The 26,835-nt window shown below is 28.8% G+C and carries 25 protein-coding genes; 9 read left to right on the top strand and 16 right to left on the bottom strand.

The genetic code is table 11. The annotated features are described in order from the left end of the window. Positions 1-18: 18 nt before the first annotated feature. From rpoD to BLS00_RS01000, 11 genes are all read right to left on the bottom strand, one after another. The gene (rpoD, locus tag BLS00_RS01050) at positions 19-1,266 is read right to left on the bottom strand and encodes an RNA polymerase sigma factor RpoD (RefSeq protein WP_091401998.1); all 1,248 of its coding nucleotides are present in this window, start codon (positions 1,264-1,266) and stop codon (positions 19-21) included. Continuing rightward, complete coding sequence (gene dnaG / locus BLS00_RS01045; protein WP_091401996.1) at positions 1,253-3,001, bottom strand: DNA primase; 1,749 nt, start codon at positions 2,999-3,001, stop codon at positions 1,253-1,255. Before dnaG ends, rpoD begins: the two co-directional genes overlap by 14 nt. Positions 3,002-3,062: 61 nt before the next feature. After that, positions 3,063-3,470: a 30S ribosomal protein S9 gene (gene rpsI, locus BLS00_RS01040; protein WP_091401995.1), complete on the bottom strand. Its 408-nt coding sequence runs from the start codon at positions 3,468-3,470 to the stop codon at positions 3,063-3,065. A gap of 12 nt (positions 3,471-3,482) precedes the next feature. Then, entirely contained in the window at positions 3,483-3,932 is a 450-nt protein-coding gene (rplM, locus tag BLS00_RS01035) for a 50S ribosomal protein L13 (protein ID WP_091401994.1), read from the bottom strand. Positions 3,933-3,946: 14 nt separating this feature from the next. Further along, complete coding sequence (locus tag BLS00_RS01030) at positions 3,947-4,483, bottom strand: ECF transporter S component (RefSeq protein ID WP_091401993.1); 537 nt, start codon at positions 4,481-4,483, stop codon at positions 3,947-3,949. Positions 4,484-4,485: 2 nt separating this feature from the next. Further along, positions 4,486-4,752 carry a 50S ribosomal protein L27 gene (rpmA, locus tag BLS00_RS01025; protein ID WP_091401992.1) on the bottom strand — a complete coding sequence of 89 codons (267 nt, stop codon included), beginning with the start codon at positions 4,750-4,752 and terminating at the stop codon, positions 4,486-4,488. Further along, complete coding sequence (locus BLS00_RS01020; protein WP_091401991.1) at positions 4,749-5,039, bottom strand: ribosomal-processing cysteine protease Prp; 291 nt, start codon at positions 5,037-5,039, stop codon at positions 4,749-4,751. Before BLS00_RS01020 ends, rpmA begins: the two co-directional genes overlap by 4 nt. Before the next feature lies 1 nt (position 5,040). Then, complete coding sequence (gene rplU, locus BLS00_RS01015; RefSeq protein WP_091401990.1) at positions 5,041-5,355, bottom strand: 50S ribosomal protein L21; 315 nt, start codon at positions 5,353-5,355, stop codon at positions 5,041-5,043. A 133-nt stretch (positions 5,356-5,488) separates the two neighbouring features. Then, entirely contained in the window at positions 5,489-5,968 is a 480-nt protein-coding gene (locus BLS00_RS01010; RefSeq protein ID WP_091401989.1) for a hypothetical protein, read from the bottom strand. Next, a complete protein-coding gene (locus tag BLS00_RS01005) occupies positions 5,965-6,759 on the bottom strand; it encodes a cyclic nucleotide-binding domain-containing protein (protein ID WP_091401988.1) in 795 nt (264 codons plus the stop codon). Before BLS00_RS01005 ends, BLS00_RS01010 begins: the two co-directional genes overlap by 4 nt. Continuing rightward, the gene (locus tag BLS00_RS01000; protein WP_091401987.1) at positions 6,759-8,852 is read right to left on the bottom strand and encodes a transglycosylase domain-containing protein; all 2,094 of its coding nucleotides are present in this window, start codon (positions 8,850-8,852) and stop codon (positions 6,759-6,761) included. The genes BLS00_RS01005 and BLS00_RS01000 overlap by 1 nt, the downstream gene beginning before the upstream one ends. Positions 8,853-9,012: 160 nt before the next feature. Between BLS00_RS01000 and BLS00_RS00995 the strand changes: the two genes are divergently transcribed. The 9 genes from BLS00_RS00995 to BLS00_RS00955 all read left to right on the top strand — a co-directional run bounded on the left by BLS00_RS00995 (position 9,013) and on the right by BLS00_RS00955 (position 17,513). Then, positions 9,013-9,588, top strand: a complete 576-nt coding sequence (locus BLS00_RS00995) for a TIGR03936 family radical SAM-associated protein (protein WP_091401986.1) — start codon at positions 9,013-9,015, stop codon at positions 9,586-9,588. A 5-nt stretch (positions 9,589-9,593) separates the two neighbouring features. Further along, positions 9,594-9,962 (top strand): response regulator transcription factor, encoded by a 369-nt coding sequence (locus tag BLS00_RS00990; RefSeq protein ID WP_091401985.1) that lies wholly within the window; start codon positions 9,594-9,596, stop codon positions 9,960-9,962. Beyond that, a complete protein-coding gene (locus BLS00_RS00985) occupies positions 9,955-11,352 on the top strand; it encodes a PP2C family protein-serine/threonine phosphatase (RefSeq protein WP_091401984.1) in 1,398 nt (465 codons plus the stop codon). Before BLS00_RS00990 ends, BLS00_RS00985 begins: the two co-directional genes overlap by 8 nt. Positions 11,353-11,363: 11 nt before the next feature. After that, positions 11,364-12,119, top strand: a complete 756-nt coding sequence (locus tag BLS00_RS00980; RefSeq protein ID WP_091401983.1) for a YebC/PmpR family DNA-binding transcriptional regulator — start codon at positions 11,364-11,366, stop codon at positions 12,117-12,119. A gap of 90 nt (positions 12,120-12,209) precedes the next feature. Then, positions 12,210-12,923: a hypothetical protein gene (locus tag BLS00_RS00975; RefSeq protein ID WP_091401982.1), complete on the top strand. Its 714-nt coding sequence runs from the start codon at positions 12,210-12,212 to the stop codon at positions 12,921-12,923. A 15-nt stretch (positions 12,924-12,938) separates the two neighbouring features. Beyond that, entirely contained in the window at positions 12,939-13,751 is an 813-nt protein-coding gene (locus tag BLS00_RS00970; protein ID WP_091401981.1) for a CheR family methyltransferase, read from the top strand. A 1-nt stretch (position 13,752) separates the two neighbouring features. Then, positions 13,753-14,205: a signal peptidase II gene (gene lspA / locus BLS00_RS00965; RefSeq protein ID WP_091401980.1), complete on the top strand. Its 453-nt coding sequence runs from the start codon at positions 13,753-13,755 to the stop codon at positions 14,203-14,205. Beyond that, on the top strand, positions 14,177-15,097 hold the full coding sequence (locus BLS00_RS00960; RefSeq protein WP_091401979.1) for an RluA family pseudouridine synthase: 921 nt from the start codon (positions 14,177-14,179) through the stop codon (positions 15,095-15,097). Before lspA ends, BLS00_RS00960 begins: the two co-directional genes overlap by 29 nt. 10 nt (positions 15,098-15,107) lie before the next feature. Further along, positions 15,108-17,513: a helix-hairpin-helix domain-containing protein gene (locus tag BLS00_RS00955; RefSeq protein ID WP_091401978.1), complete on the top strand. Its 2,406-nt coding sequence runs from the start codon at positions 15,108-15,110 to the stop codon at positions 17,511-17,513. A gap of 10 nt (positions 17,514-17,523) precedes the next feature. On the opposite strand, the gene BLS00_RS00950 is transcribed toward BLS00_RS00955, so the two are convergent. The 5 genes from BLS00_RS00950 to BLS00_RS00930 all read right to left on the bottom strand — a co-directional run bounded on the left by BLS00_RS00950 (position 17,524) and on the right by BLS00_RS00930 (position 26,835). Further along, complete coding sequence (locus BLS00_RS00950) at positions 17,524-18,579, bottom strand: ABC transporter permease (protein WP_091401977.1); 1,056 nt, start codon at positions 18,577-18,579, stop codon at positions 17,524-17,526. After that, positions 18,572-19,708, bottom strand: coding sequence for an ABC transporter permease (locus BLS00_RS00945; RefSeq protein WP_091401976.1), 1,137 nt, complete (start codon positions 19,706-19,708; stop codon positions 18,572-18,574). The genes BLS00_RS00950 and BLS00_RS00945 overlap by 8 nt, the downstream gene beginning before the upstream one ends. 6 nt (positions 19,709-19,714) lie before the next feature. Continuing rightward, on the bottom strand, positions 19,715-20,617 hold the full coding sequence (locus BLS00_RS00940; RefSeq protein ID WP_091401975.1) for an ABC transporter ATP-binding protein: 903 nt from the start codon (positions 20,615-20,617) through the stop codon (positions 19,715-19,717). Between the two features lie 151 nt (positions 20,618-20,768). Beyond that, entirely contained in the window at positions 20,769-21,821 is a 1,053-nt protein-coding gene (gene mtnA / locus BLS00_RS00935) for an S-methyl-5-thioribose-1-phosphate isomerase (protein WP_091401974.1), read from the bottom strand. 85 nt (positions 21,822-21,906) lie between these two features. Next, positions 21,907-26,835, bottom strand: coding sequence for a DNA-directed RNA polymerase subunit beta' (locus BLS00_RS00930; RefSeq protein WP_091401973.1), 4,929 nt, complete (start codon positions 26,833-26,835; stop codon positions 21,907-21,909).

Here is a 26,835-nt window from a genome sequence, read left to right as displayed (position 1 = left end):
TAGAAAAGCCCCTTTATTTCAAAGTATTTTCCTTCCTAACATATTGCTCAATTCTTTTAATTGTGTGCTTCTACTTGGATGTCTTAATTTTCTGAGAGCTTTTACTTCGATTTGCCTTATTCTCTCTCTTGTAACGTTGAAGAATTTTCCTACCTCTTCAAGTGTTTTTACTTTACCATCTAATAAACCATATCTCATTTTTAAGACAGTCGCTTCTTTAGGCTGTAATGTATCTAATATTTTTTCTATTTCTTCTCTAAGAATCATTTTAACCGCAGCTTCTTCTGGTTGATCGGCATTGTTGTCGGCAAAAAAATCACCTATAGATGTGTCATCATCATCAGAACCTCCAATGGGAGAATCAGCTGATATGGTTTCTCTGGCAGCCATCAATATTTCATCTATCTTTTCAACTGGTTTATCCATTAGTTTTGATAGTTGTTCGTTAGAAGGATATTCTCCATGTTCTTGTAAATATTCTCTTATAACTTTGTTTAGCCTGTTTATAGTTTCAACCATATGTACTGGTATTCTAATTGTTCTAGCTTGATCAGCTATTGCTCTTGTAACTGCTTGTCTAATCCACCAAGTTGCATATGTAGAGAATTTGAATCCCTTTTTCCAATCAAATTTATTTACTGCTTTGATTAAACCTATATTTCCCTCTTGTATTAAATCTAAAAAACTCAAACCTCTATTTGTATATCTTTTAGCAATACTTATAACTAATCTTAAGTTAGCCTTTATTAAAAGATCTCTTGCTTTTTTATCTCCTTTTTTAGCTCTCTGAGCTATGAGTCTTTCTCTCCTTGGAGTCAAAAGTCCTATTCTTCCAATTTCTTTTAAATAAATTTTTATAGGATCGTTTAATGATATATTATCATACATTTCTAATGTATTTCCAAATATCTTTTTTAAATCATCCTCATCCTCGTTATCTAATTGTTCTTTAGCTTCATCAATATTGTCATCCTCAATTATTTCTATACCATCTTCTTCTAATATAGTATATAGTTTTTCTATAAAATCACTATCTATTATATCTGACATTTCTTGTGGGATGTATTTATCTATCATTTCATATGTGAGCGTTTTATTGTTTTGTTTTGCTTTTTTTCTTATGTCTTGAAGCATTTTTGAAAGTTTTTTTGTGTATTTTTCTTTTTCTCTTTTGATTTTAACTTTATCATCATCAACAATTTCAATATTTCCTAATTTTTTAATTGCATCATCTACTTTCTGTTGTTTTAGCTCACTTTTGGCCATATGGGTTATTCCCTCCATTATTCTTTATTTTTGAATATAATTTAATAATTCGTTTAGTCAACTCTGCTCTTTTAGTATAATCTTCTTCATTTTTGAGATTAGATTTTAATTTTTCTATCTCTCGATTTGTTTTTATCTTTTTAAAAGTTTTTTCTAATTCGTACATTATCCTTTCAGGATTGAATGAATAATCAACTTTCCAAATTTCAGAAACAATTTCAGATAGTTCATCTGAAGATGCTTCTAATATTTCTGGAAGTTTTTTCCCTTCTTTTAACAAAGAAATAAATTCTCTGAGCGGATTTTCAGGCATTTCTTCGTCGGCAATTTCCATTATTTTTTCTCTATATTCAGGATATTTTAACCATAAATATATAAAAGACTTACCTAAATCATATCTTATTTGTTTTTCGATATTTTGAGGACTATGTGTATTTTGTTTTATGATTACCTTGCTATCTCTTAATCTTTTTGAATGTTCTCGCAATATTTTTTCTATTAACTCTTTATCTTTCAAAAAATCTTTTGAAATTTTTGTTATAAATGCATCCATAATTTCATATCTTTTATAGGTTTCAAATTTTTTATACCATCTTGCCATCTCTTTCAGATACTGCTCCATGGCAAATTCATTATCAAGATTATAATGTTTTTTATTAACATCTATAATATATTCATGAAATTTATAGGATTTTTTTAAAACTTCTGCAAGATTTTTTTTTCCTGTTTTCCTTATGAGTTCATCAGGATCTTTTGCCTCATAATTAGCTACAGCTATTTGAAAATTTTTTGAAAATAAAGTATCTATGGCAGATAAAGTTGCTTTTTCTCCTGCTGAATCCATATCAAACATAGTTATTACTTTGTTTGTTTTTTTCATAAGCTCAAAGGCATGATCTTTTGTTAAGTTTGATCCCAATACGGCAACTGTATTCTTATAACCAGAGTTATGCATAGCAATAGCATCAAAAAAGCCCTCTGTTATAATAGCCATATCATTTTCTTCGATGTATTTTTTTGATTTATCAAATAAATACAATATTTTGGATTTTTTAAAAAATTTATTCTCTTTTGAGTTAACATATTTAGGCTTTGTGTCTTCATCAATAGCTCTTCCCGCAAAGCCAACTATCATTCCTTTTGGATCTTTTATAGGTATTATTAATCTATTGTAAAAGAATTCTTTACCATTATTCATCAATCCCATTTCAACAGCCATCTTTGTTTCGAATAATGTATCATCTAATGATTTTTCAACTTCATTACCTGAAGAGAATCCTAGTTCAAATTCTTTTACAGTATTTTCATTTATCCCTCTTTTTTCCAAAAATCTCCAAACTTTGTGGCCTTTTTTTAAGCTCAATAATTTTTCATGAGTGATTTTTAGATATGATTCGTTTAGCTCTATTTCTTTAGGCTTGGTTTTTATATCTAAATCTAATTTAACACCAGCTAAGGAAGCAGCTTTTTTTAATGCATCAACAAAACTCAAATTTTCATATTCTTTTATAAAATTAATTACATCTCCATGTGCACTACAGCCAAAGCAATGATATGTTTGTGTTTCAGGGAAAATATAAAAAGAAGGCGTGTCTTCAGCGTGAAATGGACATAAAGCTGTGTAATTTTTCCCAGCTTTTTTTACATTTATATAAGAAGACAAAACATCTTCAATACTAAGGTTCTCTTTTATTTTTTCAGTTATTTGCCTAAAATTATTGTATTTCTCTGCCATAAAAAATCACCATCTTGAGAAAAAAAACGGCCCAAATGAGCCGTTTTTGTATAAAAAAGAATTATCTTTTTGAAAATTGAGCGTGTTTTCTTGCTTTTCTGAGACCGTACTTTTTTCTTTCTACTTTTCTTGGGTCTCTTGTTAACATACCTTCTTTTTTGAGTTCTGATCTTAATTCAGGATCATATTCTAATAAGGCTCTTGCAATTCCTAATCTTACTGCTCCAGCTTGTCCATTGTAACCACCACCATGAACTCTTATAACAAAATCAAATTTACCTTCTGATTGAGCTGTTAAAATTGGTTCATGAGCGTGTTGAGCCCAAACTTTATTTCCATTAAAATATTCAACAAAATTATCGAAATTTTTTCCATTAATTTTTACTTTTCCTGTGCCAGGTCTTAAATGAACTCTAGCAACAGATGTTTTCCTTCTCCCAGTTCCGTAGTAATCAACAAATTCAGCCATTTAACTACCCTCCTATAATTCAAGGTTTTCAGGTTTTTGTGCATCGTGTGGATGCTTTTCTCCTGCATAAACCTTTAGTTTTTTGATCATTTTCTTACCCAATATTGTTTTAGGTAACATGCCTTTTACAGCGTGTTCGATAACTCTTTCAGGATGTTTTTCCATTACATCCTTTATGTGAGATGTTCTTCCTCCGCCTGGGTAGCCTGTATGTCTGAAATATGTTTTTTGCTCCATTTTTCTTCCAGTTAAAACAACTTTTTCAGCGTTTATTACAACTACAAAATCTCCCATATCTATGTGTGGAGTGTATGTAGGTTTGTGTTTGCCTTGTAAAACTTTTGCAATTTGTCCAGCTAATCTACCTAAAGTTTTCCCTTCAGCATCTATTATGAACCATTTTTTGTTCCTTGAATCTTCTTGATTAGCCATATATGATTTTTGAATCATTTTTGAGTTCATTTCTCATCCTCCTTTCACGGATTTATATATTTTTCTAATTTTTTGTCAAAAAAATAAGCTATTAACGAGTCAACCATAAATTTGATTATGTTAAATAATATTATTAGTATAAAAAAATTTGTAATGGTTAAACCTAATGAGTTAATAAAATCTGGTGTTTTGGCATTTGTATATATTGGAATTGCTATGTAATAATTTGCAATATACATTGCTAACCCTACAAATGTTGACGCTATAAAATAAGAAATAAAAATATTGATCTTATTCTTTATTAGTTGAAAAACTCCTATAAATACAAATCCAGAAATGAAATTCATTAGAATTCCAATTGGTCCACCGTCACCACTTTTAAACAAGAACAAAAAACTCTTTACTATTAAAGTTAGTAACGAAGGTACAAAACCATAAACCAAATTTGAAAAAATTATTATGGAATCACTTGCATCAAATTTCAAAAATGGAAGCACTGGAAATATAGGAAATTCTATAAATGTTATTAAAAAAGCAATTACTCCAAAAATTCCAGAGGTTGCAATTCTTTTAGCTTTCATGATTACTCATCGTAAATGTTTGCATATTTTCTATTATTTTTAGTAGTAAATCTTACTACTCCATCTTTTGTGGCAAATAATGTAAAATCTCTACCCAATCCTACATTTTTACCTGGATGAATTTTAGTTCCTCTTTGTCTCATTATTATTGTGCCAGCATTTACTTTTCTACCTTCTCCAGCTTTTATTCCTAAGTATTTTGGATTGCTATCGTGTTTATTTTGATCTGAACCACTTTTTTTAGCAAAGAGTTGAAGATCTAATTTCATTTGTTTTTCACCTCCACCTTAACATTTCCAGGATAATCTTTTTCGATACTGATCATTGCTTCTTTCATGTGCTCTATTATTTTTAAAGACAATTCATCATTTGAATATTCGATTTTTAAATATCCATTTTTTTTCTTATAGGAACCCAATTTTTCTTTTTTTAAAAATTCAGCTGTATACTGAGAAATAGAGCTTATAGCTGAACAAACTATGTCTTGACCATAATCGCCATGCATGGCATGACCTTTTAAAATAACTTTTTTGTTATAGAAAGAAACTTTAACCATCTTACATGTCTATTTTTTTTATTTTTACTTCAGTATATTGCTGTCTGTGGCCTTTAACTTTTCTATATTGTTTTCTTCCTTTAAACTTAATTATCTTAAGTTTTCTATCTTTTCCATGTTCCACAACTTCAGCAACTACTTTTGCCCCTTCAACGTAAGGCTTCCCAACTTTTGCTTCAGAATCATTTTTAACTAAAATTACTCTATCAAATTCGTAGTCTGTTCCTGGTTCTACTCCATTGATTTTTTCAGTTAATAATGATTGGCCTTCTTCTACTTTGTATTGTCTTCCACCAAAATCAATAATAGCGTACATACTGTCACCTCCTGTTTTGAAATAAAAAGCCCGGATTATAGGTACCTTGAAAAAATCAAAGCTTTAAGACCTTAATCCATTTCAGTATTTTATCATTCTTACTGATTTTTTTGATTAATTGTATGTTACTTTTTTATTTTATTATTTTATATACCTGATTTTCAAGAACTACTTTATCTTTTTCTAATAATTTATCTAAATCATTTTTAATGCCCATTTCTTTTACAAAAGACAAAGGTATCCCTTCAATTTCGTTAGAAAATCTTGATATCTTTTCTAAATTATATTCCAAAATTTTATCGTAATCCTCTGTCCTATATGCGGTAATTTCTTGTAAAAAAGTTTTCATAAATTCTCGGAATGATTCTTTGTATTTTTCGCTATTTAATTGATCATCAGAAACTATCTCATAATCACATTCAGTTAGCATGTAGTAATCTATAATACCTACATCATCTTGATATTTGTCAATCCCAACAAAGTCCCCAGTTGTATATATATGGCATAAAAAAGGTTTTTTCTTAGAATATAATAAGGCTGCTACTATACCACTTTTAATATAGTAAATGCTGTTGCTTTTAGTTGCAAAATTTTTTAAGTATGGATATGTCACTTTTTCAACACCTCTTCAAAAAGGAGTTGATTATTTACAAATCTCATTGCATAATCTATCCAAATGTTGTTGTTGTTAAATCTTAAAAATTCCCAATTTTTTTTTATCAAATCATTTATTTTTTTATAATCTCTCATTTTCATCCCTGCAATATATAGCAAATATAAAACAAGAGCTCTATCATTTATCGTTATTGCTATATCGATCAATTCATCTAAAAAGTCATCCCAATTTTCTTCGTAGTTATAAAGCCCCATTTTAGAATAATTTATAAATTTTGATATGTTTAATTCTATAATGGCATCTTTTAATTCTTTTTTATACTCTTCAAATGATTCAGGTAAAGTAATTTGCAGTTGTTTATCGTTAACGAAATAATCAAAAGTATTTAAAAGTTCGTTCAACTCTTCATCATTTGAAAAATCTAAATCTCCAGTATCACCTTTTATGAAGGATTCCTTATTTTTTACCAACTCGTTAATTGAAATTTTTTCACCTATTGAATTTTTAAAGATTATGTTGTTTGTATACTTAGAAACATATTTAAGAAAATCATCAATATAATCCTTATCAATATCATTTATGTCTGAAAATTCCATCAATTTGGCGTTTTTTCGGATTTTATAATTATCTGAAACTTTTGTTTGAATTAAGCAATGAATTAGAGCGATAAAATTACCCTTTCTATATATTTTCTTGTTGTTTTCAACTTCTCCATCTACTATATAATAAAACTTTTTAGGAATCTCATCTTTTTTTATAAGAATTTCATTTTTTTTAACTTCTTTCATCAATATCCCTTCTCTTTTAAAAATTTATTTATTAGTTGAGATTCATATGGATATACATAGCTTAATTCATTTGAGAGTTGTTTTAATTTGTGAACTATTTCTGGATTGATCTCAATATTTTCTAAATAAGTTTCAAGATCATAACCGTTTTGTATAAAAGAATACGGTGATTTTATAAAATCTACCAAATTTAAATTCATCCAATCCTTTAATTTTTTTGAAATATCAGGATAAATATATTCTAATTCATCAATAATATTTTCTATTTTCTCTTTTAAAACTTCTGGATCTTCTTGAAATTTTTTCTTTTCGAGATATTCTTCAAAATCGTATCCTTTACTTAAAAAGATAACAGGTTCGTTGAAGAAATCAGCTTTTTGTTCAAAGTTTGACGTATTAATGTAAGTTGGAACTTCTGAATTGTATCCAGTATATATAAAATTCTCTGCTATTTGCTTTGCAAATGGAACGGAAGAACTTGAAGATAATAAATCTTTCCCATCAATTCTTACAGAAATACTTTTATTTCCCGTATAACCAACAAACCATGTAGATAATTCTGGAGAACCCGTTTTACCGTGCAAGTCAATTCCCTCAGCATTGGCTCGTTGTGCGGATCCTTCTGTTACCACCCTTCTCAAAAGTTGATTCATTGCCGAGTATGTTTCAACAGATATTTCATCTATCCTTTTTTGAATAGAAGGATAATTTTTATATATTAAATTGCCTTTTCTATCATATATCTCTTCAATAGCATATATTTCAGGAATTATACCATAATTCGGAAAAATGTTTATTGCTCTAACCATATTGAAGGGGTTAGTTTCTAAAGTACCTAAAGCTATTGTTAAATCATCTGGATAATTTGCCTCGATTTCCAGATCCTCTTTCAAAAAGTTTTTGATTCTTTCAACTGATTTTGTTGGAGAATTTTCTATATGAGAAGCTAAATATATAGAAGGAATATTTATAGAATGTATTAAAGCTTGACTTAGTTCAACTTCTCCACGGAACTGCTTATCAAAGTTTTCAGGTTTCCAACCACCAAAAGACATCTCTTTATCAGGTAGTATAGTATTTAAGTTAAAGCCTTTATCTAACGCAAGAACATAATAAAAAGGTTTTATACTAGACCCAACTTGTTTTTTCGACTGGTATACTGAATATTCTCCTCCCCAAAAGCTTTTTATCTCTCCAGATTTATTGTTAATTACTATAGCTGTTTGACTTGAATTAGGAGTAATAGAATTAAAAAGATCTCTATTGAAAGTGGTTTTTATAGTATAACCTCCGCCTTTTAAATTCAATTCTTCTTCTTTTTCTTTTATGGAATATATTAAATCTAAATATTCTTCATTGTAGTTAAGAGGATATATATCTATGGCATTAACCTGTGATTCAAAATTTGACTCTGGCTTAAATATAGGATTATTCTCATCTAATGATTCAAGTAATATCTTGGCTTCTTTTCTTGCTTCTTCTGGGTATTTATATGGGTTTGCATAGACGGGCCTATTTATAATGCCAACCAAGAGTGCTTTTTCATATATATTTAATTCATCAACATCTTTTTCAAAATATCTTCTGGATGCTGCTGCAAACCCAGAAATATCGTTCCCCAAATAAACACTATTTACGTAAGCTTCTAAAATCTCATCTTTCGTATAGCTTCTCTCTATAAAAAATGAAAGCATTATATCAAGAACTTTTCTCTTTGCCGTTCTCTCATAAGTTAGATATAGTGTTTTTGCCAATTGTTGAGTTAAGGTTGACCCTCCTTGAGAAATATTAAAATTTTTTAGGTTGATCAACATAGCCCTCATCATAGTCTTTGGGTTTATACCGTTGTGTTTATAAAAATCTCTATCTTCGCTCCATAATAACAAATACAAGAGATCGTTTGGTATATCTTCTAAATATTCATACTTATATTTTGTGGGGAGTATCATATCTCCATCATCAAAAAGATATGTATTATAATTTGAGTTAACCAAAAATATTGAAGAAGTATCTTCATAAAAATCTTTAGAATAAAAAAATACAATCATTAATATTGAAATTGTTATTATAAATCCAAATAAAAAACTTTTCATCTGATTTCCTCCTGAAACTAAGTAAACATAATCAAAAAAATTATATCATATATTACTATAAAAAATTTTAATTGTTAAATAAAAATAATATATTATTTAAATCAAAAATACATATTTAAGTTAATATATTTATATCAAAACATTTTATATGGAGGTATAAATGAAATATCTTTTAAGCTTTAAAAAATCAGGGAAATTGATTTACAATGGTCATCTGGATACTATAAGAATAATTGAAGAATCATTGAGACGAGCAAAATGCCCTTTTGAATTTTCTAAAGGATTCAACCCCAAGCCTTTATTTTCTTTTTCAAATCCCATTCCATTCGGATATATAAATAGAAATTTTTTCCTAACTGTTGAGACTAAAAAATCATTTGATTTTTCATCTTTTGATGTTTATACACCAAGGGGTTTAAATCTAAATTTTTATAAGGAAGTAGACGATAAGTTCAGGCTTTCAAAAGCACTTAAAGGTTTTGACTTTAAAGTATATCTATCTGAAAATCTTTTCTATGATTTTGAAAATATAAAAGTTATTCAAAAAGGGAAGTCAGAATACAAGAAGGAAGCTATTTTTGAAGAACTAAGAATACATAAAAATAAAAATAATGTTTTTATGTTAAAATATTATCAAGATTACAATATGATTTATAACATTTTAAAGATATTTAATATACAAGATTATAAAGAATTTTTATGTTTTCCAATTTGTGATAAGACTTACTGGAGGTAATATTCATGAAAAGAATTTTAGTTGTCGATGATTCTAATGTTTTAAGAAGAATAATAACTTTTAATTTAAAATCAGCTGGTTATGAAGTAATGGAAGCTGTTAACGGGAAAGAAGGGTTAGATAAAATTGAGTCTGAAAATCCTGATATGATTTTTTTGGATATCATGATGCCTGTTATGGATGGTTTTACTGTTTTAAAAGAACTTAAAAAAATCAATTGTAAAATACCAGTAGTTGTTTTGACTGCAAAAGGTGGAGAATCAGATGAAGAAATGGCTCTCAACCTTGGGGCCAAAAAAGTTATAACTAAACCTTTTAGTCCAAAATTTTTAGTAGACACCGTGTCAGAACTTCTTGGAGATAACGATGGATAATTTCTATGATAAAATATATAATAAATTAAATGAAACACTTAATATATACAAAGATAAAGTTTCTGATGAAAAAATAGTAAAAAAGAGAAGTGAATATTTAATTGATAAGTATTTAAAAGAATTGAACAACTACAAAATTCAAATGGAAGAAAATACTTTGATCTTAGAAGCTCAATACGAAGAAATATCAAGAATTTATGAAGAACTTACAACCGTTTTAGAGATATCTAAGCTTGTTTTTGCCAATAAAGACCCTCGATTATCGATAGAAACAATTGTAGAAAGATTAAAAAGCTCAATAATTTTTAAAAATATTGTAGTCGGAGAATTTGTGAACTTTGACAAATCATTGGACTTCAAGCCTTTGTTTCTTGATTTGGTTGATTTAGATTATGAAAACATCAACCCATTGATCAATTTATTTAAAAAAAACGAAGAACCAAAAACTATTTTAAAAGAGACTGATGAGATAAATTCTAAAGATACATCATTTATACTTTTGCCTATTAAGTCACAAATAAAAACATGGGGTTTTATTCTTTTGTACGGAAAAACTGATAACTCTTTTTATTTAGCCTCTGATAAAAAAATAATGGAATCAGTTACAGAACAAATAGCTTTTGGCTTTGATACAATTAACTATTTAGATGAAAAAATTGAACAACAAAAGATAAACGAACAAATGAAACTTGCAAGAGAAATCCAATCATCTTTACTTCCAGATGAAATTCCAGAAATAGCCAATGTTTCTACATCTGCTTTTTATAGATCTGCTTACGAAGTGGGCGGAGATTATTATGATATAATAAAGATAAGTAATCACGAAATTTTAGGATTAGTTGCTGACGTTTCCGGTAAAGGCGTTCCAGCGGCTTTAATAATGAGCTCTCTTAGAGCTATAGTGAGAAGCAAAGCAGAAGAAAATAAAGGCTTAATGGAAATGGTAAATTATTTAAACAAATATTTAAACAAAAATATTCCAGATGATAGGTTTGTAACCGCTATTTTTGTATTGATAAATTCAAAAACTAAAAAAGTACAAGTAATAAACGCAGGCCATAACACAACTCCATATTTAAAAGATGGTAAAGTGCATTATATTGATTCAACTGGTTTGCCATTAGGAGTTTCAGAAGATTTTGGTTATGAAATAGAAGCAATCGAGTACGAAAAAGAATTTTTAATAGCAAATTTCACAGATGGTGTAACAGAGGCAAGAAATGAATATAAAGAGGAGTATGGAGAAAAAAGACTTGAAAATGTAATAAAAGAGATAAGTAAAAAAAATACCAATGTAATAGTTAAAAGTATAATAGACTCTGTGGACCAATTTGTAAAAGAAACACCTCAACACGATGATATAACTTTACTTATAATAAAAGGTTTTTAGGAGGGATATAAATGTCCGGGCATAATAAGTGGGCCAACATTAAACACAGAAAAGGTGCTCAAGACGCCAAAAGATCTAAGGTCTTTACGAAAATTATCAGAGAACTAACTATAGCAGCGAGGGATGCTGGTGGAGATCCTGATGCAAACCCAAGGTTAAGGGCTGCTATGGATAAAGCTAAAGATGCGAACATGCCTAAAGATAAAATTGAGACTGCAATAAAAAAAGGTACCGGAGAATTAGAAGGAGAAGAACTACATGAACTTCTTTATGAAGGTTACGGCCCTGCAGGTATTGCATTGATCATTTCTGTTGTAACAGACAATAAAAATAGATCTGCTCAAGAAATTAGGCATATTCTATCAAAACATGGTGGTTCTTTAGCAGAAAATGGAGCTGTATCTTGGAATTTTGAAAGAAAAGCTTTAATCAAAGTTCCAAAAGAAGAAGTTGAAGATTTTGAAGAATTCATGATGGAAGCTATCGAAGCTGGAGCAGAAGACATTGATGAAAACAGTGACCCAGTAGAAATTACCACAGATCCAGATTTAATGGCTCAAGTGAGAGATACTTTAAAAGAAGCTGGATATTCGGCAGACGAAGAGTTAACTTACATACCAAAAAATACAGTTACAATTACAGGGAATGACGCAGAAAAGTTAATAAAACTATTAAATGTTTTAGATGATAACGATGATGTCCAAGATGTTTATGGAAATTACGACATTGATGATGCAGAATTTGAAAGAATTTCCGAGTCACTTTAAAAAATATAGTTTATCTGATAAAATTAAAATGGGGTGTATGCCCCATTTTAATTTTATATATGGGAGTTGATCTTTATTAAAAGAATTGTATTGTTTATAATTTTATTGATATCTATATCCATATCTTTTTCAGAACAATTTTTAATACAAGATTATACAGAAAATTTAAAAAGTAAATTCTTATTTGACTTTTCTATAGAAGATGTTTACCAGACTTCAATAAAATACAATTTTATTTTGGATGAAAAAAACTTTTATACATCAGAAATTGATGAAGTTATCAACTATTTTGAATTTGACCAACCTGGTTTTAATATTTCATATCAAAAGCCAAAATACATAAAAGATGAAATGTTTGTATATAGCAACTCTTCCAGTTTTACAATCACAATAGATCAATATATTTATATTACTTTGAAAAACTTATATGCTGGGATTTATTTTGAAAACAACAACCTTATCTCATCCTTTACATTTAAAATAAATGATTTTATTGATTCCTATTATTCAATAGGTTATAAATTTAATGATTTTTGGTTTAGCTTACAACTTGGTGATGATAAAAGAATTTTAATGAATTATAAAAATCTTTATTTAAATTTATATCCCTTATTTGATAAAATATATATAAGATCAGATGACTATATATTAAAATATGATGATGAAAAAGAAGAATTATATGTAGAATCTATTTACTTTGAAAAATATGACGATGTTTTTTATTTTAGAATACCAATTAACGAGAATTTATTTTTAGTTTACTCTACATACGGCCCAGGAATATCTTTCAGAATAAAAATTTAACTCGGAGGTGCACAGGTGTCAGATAGAATCATATATTCATCACCTTATGATGATAAAGACTATGAAGAGTTTTTGAAGAACTTAATAAAGAGATTTCAAATGGATTTAACTGGTTATAAACAGCATAGAGTAAGAAGAAGAATTGATATGTTGATGAGAAAACATGCTTTTAATACTTATCCAGATTATTTCGATAAATTGAAGAATGATGAGCAACTATGGGATGAATTTCTCGATAAACTAACTATAAACGTTACAGAATTCTTTAGAAATCCAGAAAAGTGGGAGTATCTTCAAAAAAATATTTTACCTGATTTGTTTACAAGATCGAATAGATTAAAATTATGGTCAGCTGGTTGTTCTACTGGTGAAGAACCTTATACATTGTCAATGGTTCTTGAAGAAATGAACAAGTCTAATAAAGCTGATATTATAGCAGCTGATTTAGATAAATTTGTGTTAAAAAAAGCTCAAAATGGAATTTATGAAGAAAGATCAATGATAAATCTTTCTCCTAATTTCAGAAATAAATATTTTGAAAAAACTGCGGAGGGTAAGTTTAAAGTCAAACAATTAGTGAAATCAAACGTTATGTTTAAACAAATTAACCTATTGACAGATAGGTTTGATAAAGATTATGATTTAATAATTTGTAGAAATGTTGTTATTTATTTTGATAACCCGGCAAAAGAAACTCTATACAGAAAATTTTCTGAAGCTTTAAAACCTGGGGGAATTCTTTTTGTTGGATCAACTGAGAGAATTTTTAATTATAGAGAAATTGGCTTGAAAACCGTTGCTCCATTCTTCTATCAAAAAGAAGGTTAATATGAGTTTTTTAATTCCACTTATTATTTTGTTAGATCAAATAACAAAAATACTTGGGGAAAAATATTTAGTTAATAATTCTATAGATATATGGTTTTTTAAATTGACATATACAGAAAACACTGGAATGGCATTTGGTTTGTTCCAGGATAATTCTTTTTTACTTGGTATTATTTCTTCTATAATAGTAAGTGTTTTGTTTTTTGTAAGAGAATTTTATACTAAAAAGATAAGATCTATGTATTTAGATGTTGGTATGATTTTTATAATATCTGGGGCTATGGGTAATATATTTGATAGACTCAGGATTGGTTATGTGGTTGATATATTTTATATACCATATTTTTCTATATTTAATGTTGCTGATTCTTTCGTTACAGTAGGCGGAATTTTATTGGCTATTTATTTTTTAAGGAGCAATAAATATGAAAGAAGAATTTATCGTTTCAAATGATTTTTTGAATCAAAGATTAGATAAGTTTTGTACAGAAATAAGCCCAAGTAGTTATTCCAGGGCCTCAATACAAGAAGCAATAAAATTAGGAAAAATTCTTGTTAATAACCAAATAAAGAAACAAAACTATAAGTTAAAAAAAAATGATGTTGTTAGTTTTGAATATGAAAAAAATGATACAACAGAAAAGGAAATATTACCAGAAAATATCAATTTGGACGTTATATATGAAGATGATTCAATTCTTGCTATAAACAAAGATCCAGGCATAATAGTACACCCAGCTGGAAATGTTTGGAAAGGGACTATAGTAAATAGCTTAAAATATAACTACGATTTTACAGATGATTTTGATGATGAAAAAAGGCCTGGTATAGTTCATAGATTAGACAAAGATACATCTGGCATCCTTTTAATTGCAAAAAACCCAAAAGTAAGAGAAATTCTTTCAAAACAATTTAAAGATAGAGTTACCGATAAATATTATCTTGCAATTACCAAGGGAAAAATAAAAAACTCGAAGGGAATTATCAACAAGCCTATTGGTAGAAATCCAAATCAAAGGCATAAAATGGCTATTATAGGCGGAGCAAAAGAATCTGTAACTAAATATAAAGTGCTTAAATCTTTCAAAGAAAACTACAATTTATTATGGTTAAAAATATTAACGGGAAGAACTCATCAGATAAGAGTTCATATGAAGTATATTAAAAGCCCAATAATAGGAGATTTCGTTTATAATTCTAAAACTGTTGGTGAAAAAGAAGCATACAGGCAAATGCTTCATGCAGCAAAAATAAGTTTTTTCCATCCTATAACAAATGAAAGAATGACTTTAATAGCCCCATTGAAAGATGATTTTAAGAGAGTAATTAACAACTTATATAAATGAGGTTTTGTTTATGAAAATACTTGGACCTATTATTACCTCTAGAACTATAGGGAAATCTTATTTACAATTAAAAGATGCTATTTCTTATGCAAAAAAAAATAATTTTCAAAAAATAATATTAAATGAACCTCATCCAAAATCTTGGATAAGGTTCATTTTGCTATGTAAAATAAACGATATAGATCCTATCATTCTACTTAATTCTGGAAAAACTTCATATCTTATAACAGATAATGTTTCAATGATGAAAGCAATTAAAGCTTACAATAAAAACGAAATTTTAGACCTTAAAAAAATAAGAATGAACACAGGAAATATCATCTATCCGCATAGAATTTTGAAGGAATTAATTAAAAAAGAAGGGTATGTATTAGCTGATTCAAAAGAATTAACAAAAAAAATGAAGTACTTTGAAAATATAATTAGCAATATTGATTTAAACAAATTTAAAATTTCTTTTCCTAATTTAGGTGGAGATGAAGAATTAGAAAATGAAATTAAAAAAAATAAAATATCATTAGATGAAAAAAGAAGACTTGATCATGAATTAAAAGTTATAAAACAAATGCAAGTTCCCAACTATATTTTAAATGTTAAAAAAATTGTTGATATAGCCAAAGAAAATCAAATAATTATAGGCCCAGGAAGAGGATCCTCCGTGGGTTCTTTAGTAGTTTTTAAATTGGGAATAAATAAAATTAACCCTTTGGATTTTAACCTTTATTTTGAAAGGTTTTTAAACATCAATAGAAAACAGCTGCCTGATATAGACTTGGATATAGAATCAGAAAGAAGAAATGAATTAATTGAAAAATTACAAGGCTTTTATGGCAGATATAATGTAGCTTTTATAAGAACCCTCTCCACGATGAAATACAAATCTTCTATTAAAAAAGCTCAAGAATTGTTGGGTTACAAACCAAATATAAAAATATCAATGCCAATAAGAAATCAAGAAAACTTTAAAAAAATTAAAAATGCCTCTAAAGAGGACAATGTTTTTTTCAGAGTAGCTTATTTTTTTGAAGGCATGGAACAAGCAGAAAGTACTCATGCCGCTGGTGTTATAATATCAAAAAATTCTTTAATAGATTATATACCTTTGGAAATTAAAGAAATACCAATAATTGAATGGACAATGGAAGACTTGAAAGAGATAGGGGTTGAAAAATTTGATATTTTATCTTTAGATACCCTTACTTTTTTAAAAAAATTGGATTATAAAGAAAACTATGAAAAACATATTGAACCAAAATTGTTAAAAAAGTTTTCATATGGACTTACGAAAGGAATTTTTCAATTGGATTCTTATTCGGGAAAAAATATTGTAAAAAAGATAAAACCAAAAAATTTTGATGAAATTTCCATTTCTATAGCTCTTAATAGACCTGGGCCTTTAGAGAGTGGAATGGTTGAAGACTATGTGACTTCCCACTCTGAAGATTTCTTAAAAAAAATCCTTCCGGAGACAAAAGGTGTAATCGTGTATCAAGAACAAATAATGTTTTTGGCAAAAAAATTAGGAAATCTCAACTTTGAAGAATCAGATATTCTTAGAAGAGCTCTATCAAAGAAAAAAACTGAAGAAATATCAAAACTAAAGGAAAAATTCATATTTAATGCCTCAAAACAAATAGGTAAAAAAAGTGCTTTAGATTTATTTGAAAAAATAGAAAATTTTTCTCAGTATTCTTTTAATAAGTCTCATTCAGTTGCCTATTCTTATATTTTAAAATGGCTTTTAGAGGAAAAATTTAACAATCCTTCAAAGTTTTTCTTCAACTATATCTTACACAAAGGTATTGATATAGATGTTATAAATGAATGTAATTATTTGGGAATTACAATTTTAAACCCCGACATACAAAAACCTAAAGGTGATTTTCAAGAAAAATATATTATCATCCCAATGACTTTTATAAACGGAGTATCTCAAAAACAAATATCCATATTTGACAAAGAAAGTTTTCATTCAATAGATGATTTTTTTCACTTTGTATATGGAAATAATTTTAGTAGAACCCTAATAGAAAATATCATAAAATCTGGAGCTCTAGATAAACTAAACAACAATCGAAGAAATCTTCTCAGAAAAATGACTGCGTATAAAAAAGGACAGCTTCCAGAAATAGAAGACCTTAAAAACAGTGTTTTTGGTGAAAGAAGCCAAGAGCATAAAGAAGTTAATACTAATGAATATTTAATTATAGAATATGAATTCGAATCAATAAAATATCCACTTTCAATAATAAATAACGAAAAATTATCTAAATCGATCATAAAAAAATATTTTAATAGATATGAAAATATTTATTTTAATGGATATGCTTATAATAACTATCTATTTGACAACTCTGGAATAATTAAAAACAATTTCTATTATAAAAAACCAAAAAAAATTATAAAAGAGATATAAAGAACTACCTTTATATCTCTTGTTTAACATATTTATTAGAAGCTACTATTAAAAATACAACCCCTATTGTTAAAAGAACTAAGTTTGTCAATAAAAATTCTATGTTACCAATATTTTCAACGTTTGCAGAATGCCTCACCAAATTCACAACATAAGTAACAGGCATAAAATAGGATATCCATCTAATTTGTTCTGGAATTAAAGTTAAAGGGAAATATATCCCAGAGAAAAAAGTCATAATGACAAATAATAATGATGCTGCAGTAGATGCTGTCTCTATTCTTTTAAAAATGATTAACAAAATGACACCAAATCCCATCATTCCGAGAGAAGATGTCAATATGACCAAAGAAAATTCAGCCCAATTAAATTGATAATTTAAATTGTACATTAATTTTGCAAAAATAATTAATATAATGACTGAAAAAATATTTAATATCAACTTGCTTATACTTGCATTCACTACAAAAGAAGACGGGCTAACAGGAGCTGACATGAACTTTTTTATAATTCCATTTTTTTTGTATCTCCCAAAGATTCCAATTACAGAAAACATCCCGCCAGAAAGGAGAGATATTGATAAAATTCCTGTTAATAAATATTCCGTCTGACCAGAATCTGTATCTCCAAGACTTACTGAAATAAATTCTTGCTCTAAAAAGATCTCTTTTCTGTTTAATTTAGCATAACTTAAACCATTGCTTATAGTATTTTTTATAAAACTAGTTTCTTGAGGATCTATGCTACCTTCTCTAATAAAAATTTCGTAATTATCTGGCTTTGTTATTATGGCATCGATTTTTTGTGATTTTAGTTGAGTTTTTAAATCTTCTAAGTTGTTACTTTCAACAAATTCCGAATTTTCAAAATAAGCTTTTAAATTATCAATTTCAATATTATAAAGTCCAATATTTACTATGTTTTCAGATGAAGCAGAAGTATTTCCAAACACCATTCCAAAAATAAGCAAAAAAAGTAGTGGAAAAGCTATAGTAAAAAAAACATCTACTTTATTGCTAAATGTTTCTTTAATAAATGTTTTTAATAAATGGATGTTTTTATTCATCTTTTATTAGCCTCCTATAACTTACACTAAAAATAGTTACTCCTAATATCGCCCATATAAGTGGAATGACAATCTGGTTTAAATCTATCATATTATTATCGAGAAAATTTCTAAGACCATCTACCATATAAGTTCCAGGATTAAAATATACAAACCATCTTATTGCCCATGGAACATCTTTAACAGGGAAATATAATCCGCTTAGAAATATTGTTAAAAAATAAATAATATTTGTAAAAACAGAAACGGATGCTATTTTTTTAAAAAATGAAGCTATTAAAAGCCCAAATGAAATTCCACATATCAAATAGTAAATTATTAGCATCATAAAATTTATATTGAATATATTTTCAATTCCATTATAGTATCCTACAACATATATTATTATAAAAGACAAAAGTAATATGAATAAATTTGAAATCAATAAAGAAAGGAAATATTGATATCCTTTAACTGGTGTTGATTTTATTCTTTTTATAATTTTTGTTTCTATATCAGATACATATGCAATAGGTAAATTAAAAATTGAAACTGTAAATATCGACATAACTATAATACCTGGGAATATAAATTGATTATAATCAAAATCATCATTCTCTGTACTTATGTTTTTGTACTGTGTTACCAAATCAATATCTTTTCCCTGAGCATTAATCATCAGATTAATTTGTTCAAAAACAGAACTCATTATATCTCTTGAAAGAATAGATTGAGAATTTGGTGAGTGATAAAATTTTATTTTATCTACTTCACTTAACCCTGTCATCATCTTTAAATTCAAATTATTTATATTGGCTGGAAATTCGATTATTATGTCATAATCTCCATCTTTAATAATCTGTTCAATATTTTCACCTGAATCTAAAATTTCAATTTTTGAACTGCTCATATTTTTTTTAAATTCCGAAAAAACATTATCAAAAATTTGTTCTGTAAATCCATTCAATTCTTCTCGATAAACTACTCCAACAGTTACCTGTATATTACTTTCGGCTTCATAAAGCCCTCCAAATACATATATAAAAAACATAAGTAATAAGGACGGAAAAATTAAAGTGAAAAAAACAATATCTGGTTGCCTAAATAGATTTTTGGTTAAAGTCTTCGTTAAATTAATTATTTTATTCATATGACATCATTCCCTTAAGCTTCTGCCAGTCAAATGCAGAAAAACATCTTCAAGGTTGGGTTTTCTAATAAAAATATTATTTATTCTGAGGCCTTTTTCTTTTGATATTTCCATTATTTTTATCAAATCTTTTTCAACATTATTTGTCTCTATTTCATATTTGTTATCAATAATTTTTATTTTTGGATAATATTTTTTTAGATTATTATTTTCTTCAGTTTCAAACTGTATTACTGAAGACATTTCCAATGAATCAATTAAAGAATTAAGTGTTCCTTCGGCAATAATCTTTCCCATATCAAAGATGTATATTTTATCAGCCAACTTTTCTGCTTCTTCCATATAATGCGTTGTAAGAATTATTGTTTTCCCTTCATTTTTTAATTTTTCTATCTCTTCCCATAAGTTTCTTCTGGCTTGGGGATCTAAGCCTGTTGTGGGTTCATCTAAAAAAACTATTTCAGGATCATTTACAACTGATACCGCTAAAGCAACTCTTTGCAATTGCCCACCAGATAGATTTTTAATTTTGGAATTCTTTTTTTCTTCTAATTTAAATCTTTCTAAAAGTGATGAAACTGGTACAGATTTTTTATACAATCCAGCAAAAGCTTTTATTATTTCTTTAACGGTTAAATTTTCAAAGAATGAATTATTTTGAAGTTGAACCCCTATTTGTTCTTTTATTTCGTGATCTATTTTTTTTACTTTTTTGCCAAAATAATATATATCCCCAGAAGTAGCTTCTCTAAGTCCTTCTAAAGTTTCAACGGTAGTGGTTTTCCCTGCACCATTTGGACCCAAAATGGCTACTATATCCCCCTTTTCAACTTCAATGCTTACATCATCAACTGCCTTGACATTTTTATAATATTTTTTTAGATTTTTAATTTCTATCACTTTTCCCATTTTTACACCCCCCTTTTTTTAAAAAACACATATCTGTATATTATATTATAATATTTTTTTAATTTCTATTATTATATAATAAAATGTATTATAAATAAATGAACCGTCATTACAAGGAATAAAAAAAGTTCCTCCCGAAGGAAGAATTTTTTTATTCAAATAATTTTGGAAGTTCGGTTTTATAATTATCCTTAACAACGCCTTTTTCAGTTATTATAGCTGTTACCAAATCATTTGGAGTAACATCAAAAGCTGGATTGTATACGTTAATTGAATCATCCACTAATTGAGATTTATGACAGTATCTAACTTCATTTCTATTTCTTTCTTCAATAGGTATTTCTTCTCCTGTAGGTGTTTCCAAATCAATTGTAGATAATGGGGCAGCAACATAGAAGGGGATACCATGTTTTTTTGCTAAAATAGCAACTGAATAAGTTCCTATTTTATTGGCAACATCTCCATTAGCAGCTATTCTATCAGCTCCAACTATCACAGCATTTATTTTGCCTTGTTTCATAACCCAACCAGCCATATTATCTGATATTAAAGTAGTCTCTATTCCATCCTGAACCAATTCCCAAACAGTTAATCTAGCTCCTTGTAAATAAGGTCTTGTTTCGTCAGCATAAACAGATATCTTTTTACCATCTTCTATTGCTGCCCTTATTACCCCTAATGCTGTACCATAATCAACTGTTGCCAAGGCCCCTGCATTACAATGGGTTAAAACTGTGTCTCCATTTTTCAATAGTTTAGCTCCATTTTGACCCATTTTTCTGTTGATTTTGATATCATCATATGCAATCTCAAGCGCTTCTTTTTTTAATAACCTTGTTAATTCATTTAAATTAGTTTTTTCTATATTTTCATCTATTATTTTACTCATCCTTTTTAAAGCCCAAAAAAGATTAACTGCAGTTGGTCTAGTTGAAGCCAAAAGTTCTTCAGCTTTTTTCATTTTTTCAACATATGTTTTTTTGTCCAAACTCTCAAATTCTGAAGATGCAATAGCCATACCAAATCCAGCAGTAGCACCTATCGCAGGAGCTCCTCTAACGACCATATCTCTTATAGAATCAGCAACTTCTATATGATTTTTGCAAGTTACATACGTTTCTTCTAAAGGTAAGTATCTTTGATCAATTAAAATTAATTCATCCCCATTCCATTCCATAGTTTTTGTTTTAATATGTTCATTCATATAATAACCTCCTTGTTTTTTGCAACTAAAAATATTATATCATAACAAAAAGGGGCAGCTAAAATTCGCTGCCCCTTTCTTTATTTTATCCTACATCTTTTTGTTGTTCTTTTATGTCTTTTTTTGGTACATTTTCATATCCTAAATCAGAATAAACTTTCAAACCAGTACCAGCAGGAATCGGTTGTCCAACGATTACGTTTTCTTTTAGCCCTTTTAAGGAATCTTCTTTCCCTTCTATAGCTGCTTCTGTCAATATTTGAACTGTTTGTTGGAATGAAGCTGCTGACAACCATCCTTCTCTTTCAAGTGATGCTTTTGTTATTCTCAAAAGCTTTCTATCGTATTTCACTGTATTTTTTGGATTTACCAAATAGGTCTTTTTAGTTCCCACTATTTCTATTTCTTCGTCTTCATTTATTATTTCTTCGTATTCTTCGTAAACTTCTACTTCTTTTATTTTGGCGTCTATTATTTGTTCTAATATATCTTTTGTTATCTCTTCACCTACTGAATAGATTATGTCTTCTTCATCTTCATTTTCTGTTGGTATTATTACCCTTCGTGAAAGTTTTTTACCAATTATTTCTTTTCTATTTTCACTTATGTATGAATTTTCTTCTAATACTGCTTCATTTGTCTTTCTTGCTTTATGATAAGAGATTAGGTCTCCTGGCATGTAGTCTGTATCTCCACCATCTGTTATCTCTACTTTGTTCAACATTTGTCTTATTATTATTTCAAAATGTTTGTCGTGGATATCAACACCCTGTTCTGCATAAATCTTTTTGATCTCTTTTAGTAAGTATGTTGATACTGCTTCTACTCCAAGTTCTCCCAATACTCTTCTTGGTTTTATGTTTCCAGATGTCAACCTTTCTCCTGGAAGTACTCTATCTCCTATTGCAACTACTGGTTTTGTCCTGTAATCTGCTTCGTAAGTTTCGAGTTCTCCATTTATTCCTTCAACAATAAATCTTAGTTTTTTACTTCTCTTATCTGTGTCTTCCCTTGTTACGTCTCTTACCACACCTTTTATATTTGCAAATATTCCCTCAGGACCTTTTAGTTTCTTCCTTGCTTCAAACAATTCTTCAGCCCTTGGAAGCCCTTGTGTAATATCTGATGTGGTTGCTATTCCACCTGTATGGAATGTTCTCATTGTAAGTTGTGTTCCTGGTTCTCCAATTGATTGAGCTGCTATTACTCCAACAGATTCACCTATACTTACTATTTCATGGTTACTTAAATCCATACCGTAACATTTTGCACAGATTCCTGTTTCTGATTCACAAGTTAAAGGTGATCTTATGTAAACAAGAGGTCTTACCTCAACTTTTTGTACTTTGTATTTTTCTAGTATTTTTGCAGTTTTTATATCTATCTTTTCTTGGTATTTGAGTATTGCTATTTCGTTATCGTTTTCGTCTTTTACCTTTATATTTTCTCCAACGTAAACAAAGTCTACTGCTTTGTATTCTTTTACTTTTAATGTTTTAATTCCATGCATCATTAACTCATTTGCCGTTTCTTTGGTTAGTTGTTCACCTTTTTCTATTATTACTTCTCCATCTACTTCTTTTTCTTCAAGAGACTCGTAATAAAGATTTTGACTTAGATTTTTAAGGTTTAGTTCTTTTTCTTCTGATACTTTTATTTCTTTTTTATAATTTGATAGAAAAATAGCGTCGTCTTCGTCCAACATTGTGTCTCTAACATATGATTTCCCATTTTCAGGATTTTCTATGATTTCATCTGTTTCAGGATCTAAAGCATTATCTGAAAGAACTCTACCAAATAAGAAATCAGATAGTTTTTCTATTCTCGAATCATCAGCCCATAATTCTTCGGCAACAATTCCCCTGTGTGTTCCACAATCTGTTTCGTTTATGGTCATTGATTGTGCAACATCTACAAGTCTTCTTGTTAAATAACCAGCTGTAGCCGTTCTTAGGGCTGTATCTGCTGATCCTTTTCTTGAACCGTGTGTGGATGTAAAAAATTCAAGTTCAGATAATCCATTTTTGAAGTTGGATTTTATAGGAACTTCTATGATTTTACCAGATGGATCGGCCATGAGTCCTCTCATACCTGCAAGTTGTTTTAGCTGGTCAATGTTACCCCTTGCACCAGAATCAACCATCATCCATATTGGGTTGTATGTATGTTTTCTGTACTCTTTTGCGGTTGCATCTGTAACATTAGAAGTTGTTTGTTCCCATACTTTTACTACTTCCTTATATCTTTCATTATCTGTTAAGTATCCTTCTTCAAAAAGTTGTTCTATGTTGAATACTTCTTCTTGTGAACTGTCTATGATCTTTTGTCTTTCTGGTGATACCAATACATCTCTTATGGATATTGTTAATCCAGATATTGTTGAATAATGGAATCCATATGATTTTATATCGTCTAATAGATCTGCTGTTCTATCTATACCAAACTTTTTAAATGTTTTGAATATTAAGTTTTTCAATCCCTTTTTATCCATCTTTGTTTCATAGTCTTTCATTTCTTCAGGAACAAATGAATTGAATATTATCTTACCTGTTGTTGTTTTTATTACTTTTCCTTCATCTGATTTGAAACTTATTACATCGTGCAATGTTACTCTCGGTTTTTTCCATTCAAATTTACCGTCGTTGTAATATACTCCAGAATCAACTACTTTTGAGTATTCATGTTCATATATTGCTTCGGATGCGTTTGAATATAATCTTTTTACATAACCTTTTTTGCCAATGTCACTGAGTTTTTTTGGTAATTTTGCTTTGTTGAATACTTTATCTTCATGCATTGTTAAATAGAATGATCCTGCTATCATATCTTTACCTGGCATGGAAATTGGTTTCCCATTTGCTGGCGATATGATGTTGTATCTGGATAACATCAAGAATTTTGCTTCTGCTTGTGATACTGTGGATAATGGTACATGTACTGCCATTTGGTCTCCATCAAAGTCTGCGTTAAATGGTGGACATACCAATGGATGTAATCTTATCGCGTTTCCTTCTATAAGCCTTGGAATAAATGCCTGTATTGATATCCTATGAAGTGTGGGTGCCCTGTTGAGCATTACCGGGTGGCCTTTTATTACTTCTTCAAGTATTTCCCATGCTTGTGGCATTTCTTTTTCGATTATTGTTTTTTTCAATTTTCTCGCGTTTTTACTTGCAACGTTTGAATCTTTAAGTAGTTCTGCAAGTACAAATGGTTTGAATAGTTCAAGAGCCATTTTTTTAGGTAATCCACATTCGTGTATCTTTAAATCTGGGCCGACTGCTATAACAGCTCTTCCTGAGTAATCTACACGTTTTCCAAGAAGATTTCTTCTGAATCTACCCTTTTTACCTTTTAACAAGTCTGTAAGTGATCTGAGTGGCCTTTTGGATCTATCTGTCATGGCCTTTCCTACTCTACCGTTGTAAATTAGACTATCTACTGCCTGTTGTAGAATTCTTTTTTCATTTCTTACTATGATCTCTGGAGCTTCCATCTCTATTAATTTTTTTAGTCTGTTGTTTCTGTTTATGACCTTTCTGTACAAATCGTTTAAGTCGGTAGCAGCAAATCTTCCACCATCTATTTGTATTAAAGGTCTTAGATCTGGTGGAACTACCGGTAGTAAGTCAATTATCATCCATTCTGGTCTGTTGCCTGAGTTTATAAAGTCTTTTATTAGTTTAAGTCTTTTTAATAGTTTTAAAGCTTTTTGACTTCTTTTGTCTAATTTCTCTATTTCTGCTTCGAGTTTTGCTTTTAAAACTTCAAGGTCTATTTTTTTCAACAAATCTTGTATAGCTTCTGCTCCATAATATGCTTTGAATGTGTCATATCTATTTATCTGGTATATTTTTTCTACATTGTTTTCATCTTTTGCATATACATCTTTTATTCCAAAGTCGAGAAATTCTTCCAACAAGTCTTGGGTGATTTCAGTTCCTTTTTCTACTATTTTGTCTTTTATTTTTATATCGTCTACTATTGTTTTTCCAACTATATCTTCTCTTTGGTTTTTTATCTTTGTGTTTAAGATTCTCATTATCTCGTCATATGCCCTTGCTTCATCTTCTAATAGGATGTCACCTATTTTTTTACCTATTCTTTTTGAGAATCTCCTGTCTATATCCGTTATTACAACTATTGGTGTATCTCTTTCTATGTCTCTCTCTATTTCAATGTCTCCAGGATAGTATTCTGAAAATATTGTGTATTCATCGTGTGTTAGAAAATCTTCTTCAAATAGAAATCTATCTGCAAGTGGCGTTCCCTCTTCTATTTCTTGTCCATCTTCTACCATTAGAGATGCACCTTCAAAAATAGGGTACTTAATTTCTGTCCCATCTTCTCCCTTTACTATAACCCAGGTTAGTTCTCTATCTGTGTGAGTCATTTCAGTTTTGATTTCTACTGTACCTGCTATTTTTGATGTTGGCATACCTTTTACTCTCGCTATTTTTATAGCGGGAGCTACTGCTATGTCTATGTATTGAGAATATATTTCATATTCTCTTTGATATAATATCTCTCCTGGATAATAATCCAGGTCTTTTTCTTGATTTTCATTTACTAACGTTAAGTATGCTCTTTCTATAATTCTCTTTGAACCATAGTATATTATGTTTTCTAAATCTTTTACTGTATTTCCCAATATTATTGATAATACTGAAGGTGATGATTTTAAATACCATATATGTGATACTGGAGTTGCCAATTCTATGTGTCCCATCTTTCTTCTTCTTGCATCTTTTGACTCTACCTTTACTCCACATCTTTCACATACTGTACCTTCATATTTTTTACCTTTGTATTTTCCACATGAACATTCATAATCTTTTGTAGGACCAAATATCTTTTCGCAAAATAATCCATCTTTTTCTGGTTTGCTTGTTCTGTGGTTTAACGTTTCTGGTTTCTTTACTTCACCATTTGACCAACTTTTTATTGTATCGTGAGAAGCTAATCCAACTTTTACCTTTGCAATTTTTCTCTGAAATGAAGAAACTTTAGCCAT

The organism is Geotoga petraea (genome assembly GCF_900102615.1).
Taxonomy (GTDB): domain Bacteria; phylum Thermotogota; class Thermotogae; order Petrotogales; family Petrotogaceae; genus Geotoga; species Geotoga petraea.
The sequence above is the reverse complement of the archived record's forward strand: the minus strand, read 5'-3'. Positions and strand labels throughout refer to the sequence as shown.

What these genes read in the sequence shown, in the direction of transcription:
- rplM (WP_091401994.1), bottom strand. Translation starts at nt 3,932, where the DNA reads ATGAACTCAAAAATGATTCAAAAATCATATATGGCTAATCAAGAAGAT.
- mtnA (WP_091401974.1), bottom strand. Translation starts at nt 21,821, where the DNA reads ATGAATGAACATATTAAAACAAAAACTATGGAATGGAATGGGGATGAA.
- BLS00_RS00990 (WP_091401985.1), top strand. Translation starts at nt 9,594, where the DNA reads ATGAAAAGAATTTTAGTTGTCGATGATTCTAATGTTTTAAGAAGAATA.
- BLS00_RS00980 (WP_091401983.1), top strand. Translation starts at nt 11,364, where the DNA reads ATGTCCGGGCATAATAAGTGGGCCAACATTAAACACAGAAAAGGTGCT.
- BLS00_RS00985 (WP_091401984.1), top strand. Translation starts at nt 9,955, where the DNA reads ATGGATAATTTCTATGATAAAATATATAATAAATTAAATGAAACACTT.
- BLS00_RS01020 (WP_091401991.1), bottom strand. Translation starts at nt 5,039, where the DNA reads ATGGTTAAAGTTTCTTTCTATAACAAAAAAGTTATTTTAAAAGGTCAT.
- BLS00_RS00930 (WP_091401973.1), bottom strand. Translation starts at nt 26,835, where the DNA reads ATGGCTAAAGTTTCTTCATTTCAGAGAAAAATTGCAAAGGTAAAAGTT.
- BLS00_RS00945 (WP_091401976.1), bottom strand. Translation starts at nt 19,708, where the DNA reads ATGAATAAAATAATTAATTTAACGAAGACTTTAACCAAAAATCTATTT.
- BLS00_RS00950 (WP_091401977.1), bottom strand. Translation starts at nt 18,579, where the DNA reads ATGAATAAAAACATCCATTTATTAAAAACATTTATTAAAGAAACATTT.
- BLS00_RS01030 (WP_091401993.1), bottom strand. Translation starts at nt 4,483, where the DNA reads ATGAAAGCTAAAAGAATTGCAACCTCTGGAATTTTTGGAGTAATTGCT.
- BLS00_RS01000 (WP_091401987.1), bottom strand. Translation starts at nt 8,852, where the DNA reads ATGAAAAGTTTTTTATTTGGATTTATAATAACAATTTCAATATTAATG.
- BLS00_RS00940 (WP_091401975.1), bottom strand. Translation starts at nt 20,617, where the DNA reads ATGGGAAAAGTGATAGAAATTAAAAATCTAAAAAAATATTATAAAAAT.
- dnaG (WP_091401996.1), bottom strand. Translation starts at nt 3,001, where the DNA reads ATGGCAGAGAAATACAATAATTTTAGGCAAATAACTGAAAAAATAAAA.
- rpsI (WP_091401995.1), bottom strand. Translation starts at nt 3,470, where the DNA reads ATGGCTGAATTTGTTGATTACTACGGAACTGGGAGAAGGAAAACATCT.
- rplU (WP_091401990.1), bottom strand. Translation starts at nt 5,355, where the DNA reads ATGTACGCTATTATTGATTTTGGTGGAAGACAATACAAAGTAGAAGAA.
- BLS00_RS01005 (WP_091401988.1), bottom strand. Translation starts at nt 6,759, where the DNA reads ATGAAAGAAGTTAAAAAAAATGAAATTCTTATAAAAAAAGATGAGATT.
- lspA (WP_091401980.1), top strand. Translation starts at nt 13,753, where the DNA reads ATGAGTTTTTTAATTCCACTTATTATTTTGTTAGATCAAATAACAAAA.
- BLS00_RS00955 (WP_091401978.1), top strand. Translation starts at nt 15,108, where the DNA reads ATGAAAATACTTGGACCTATTATTACCTCTAGAACTATAGGGAAATCT.
- BLS00_RS00960 (WP_091401979.1), top strand. Translation starts at nt 14,177, where the DNA reads ATGAAAGAAGAATTTATCGTTTCAAATGATTTTTTGAATCAAAGATTA.
- BLS00_RS00995 (WP_091401986.1), top strand. Translation starts at nt 9,013, where the DNA reads ATGAAATATCTTTTAAGCTTTAAAAAATCAGGGAAATTGATTTACAAT.
- rpoD (WP_091401998.1), bottom strand. Translation starts at nt 1,266, where the DNA reads ATGGCCAAAAGTGAGCTAAAACAACAGAAAGTAGATGATGCAATTAAA.
- rpmA (WP_091401992.1), bottom strand. Translation starts at nt 4,752, where the DNA reads ATGAAATTAGATCTTCAACTCTTTGCTAAAAAAAGTGGTTCAGATCAA.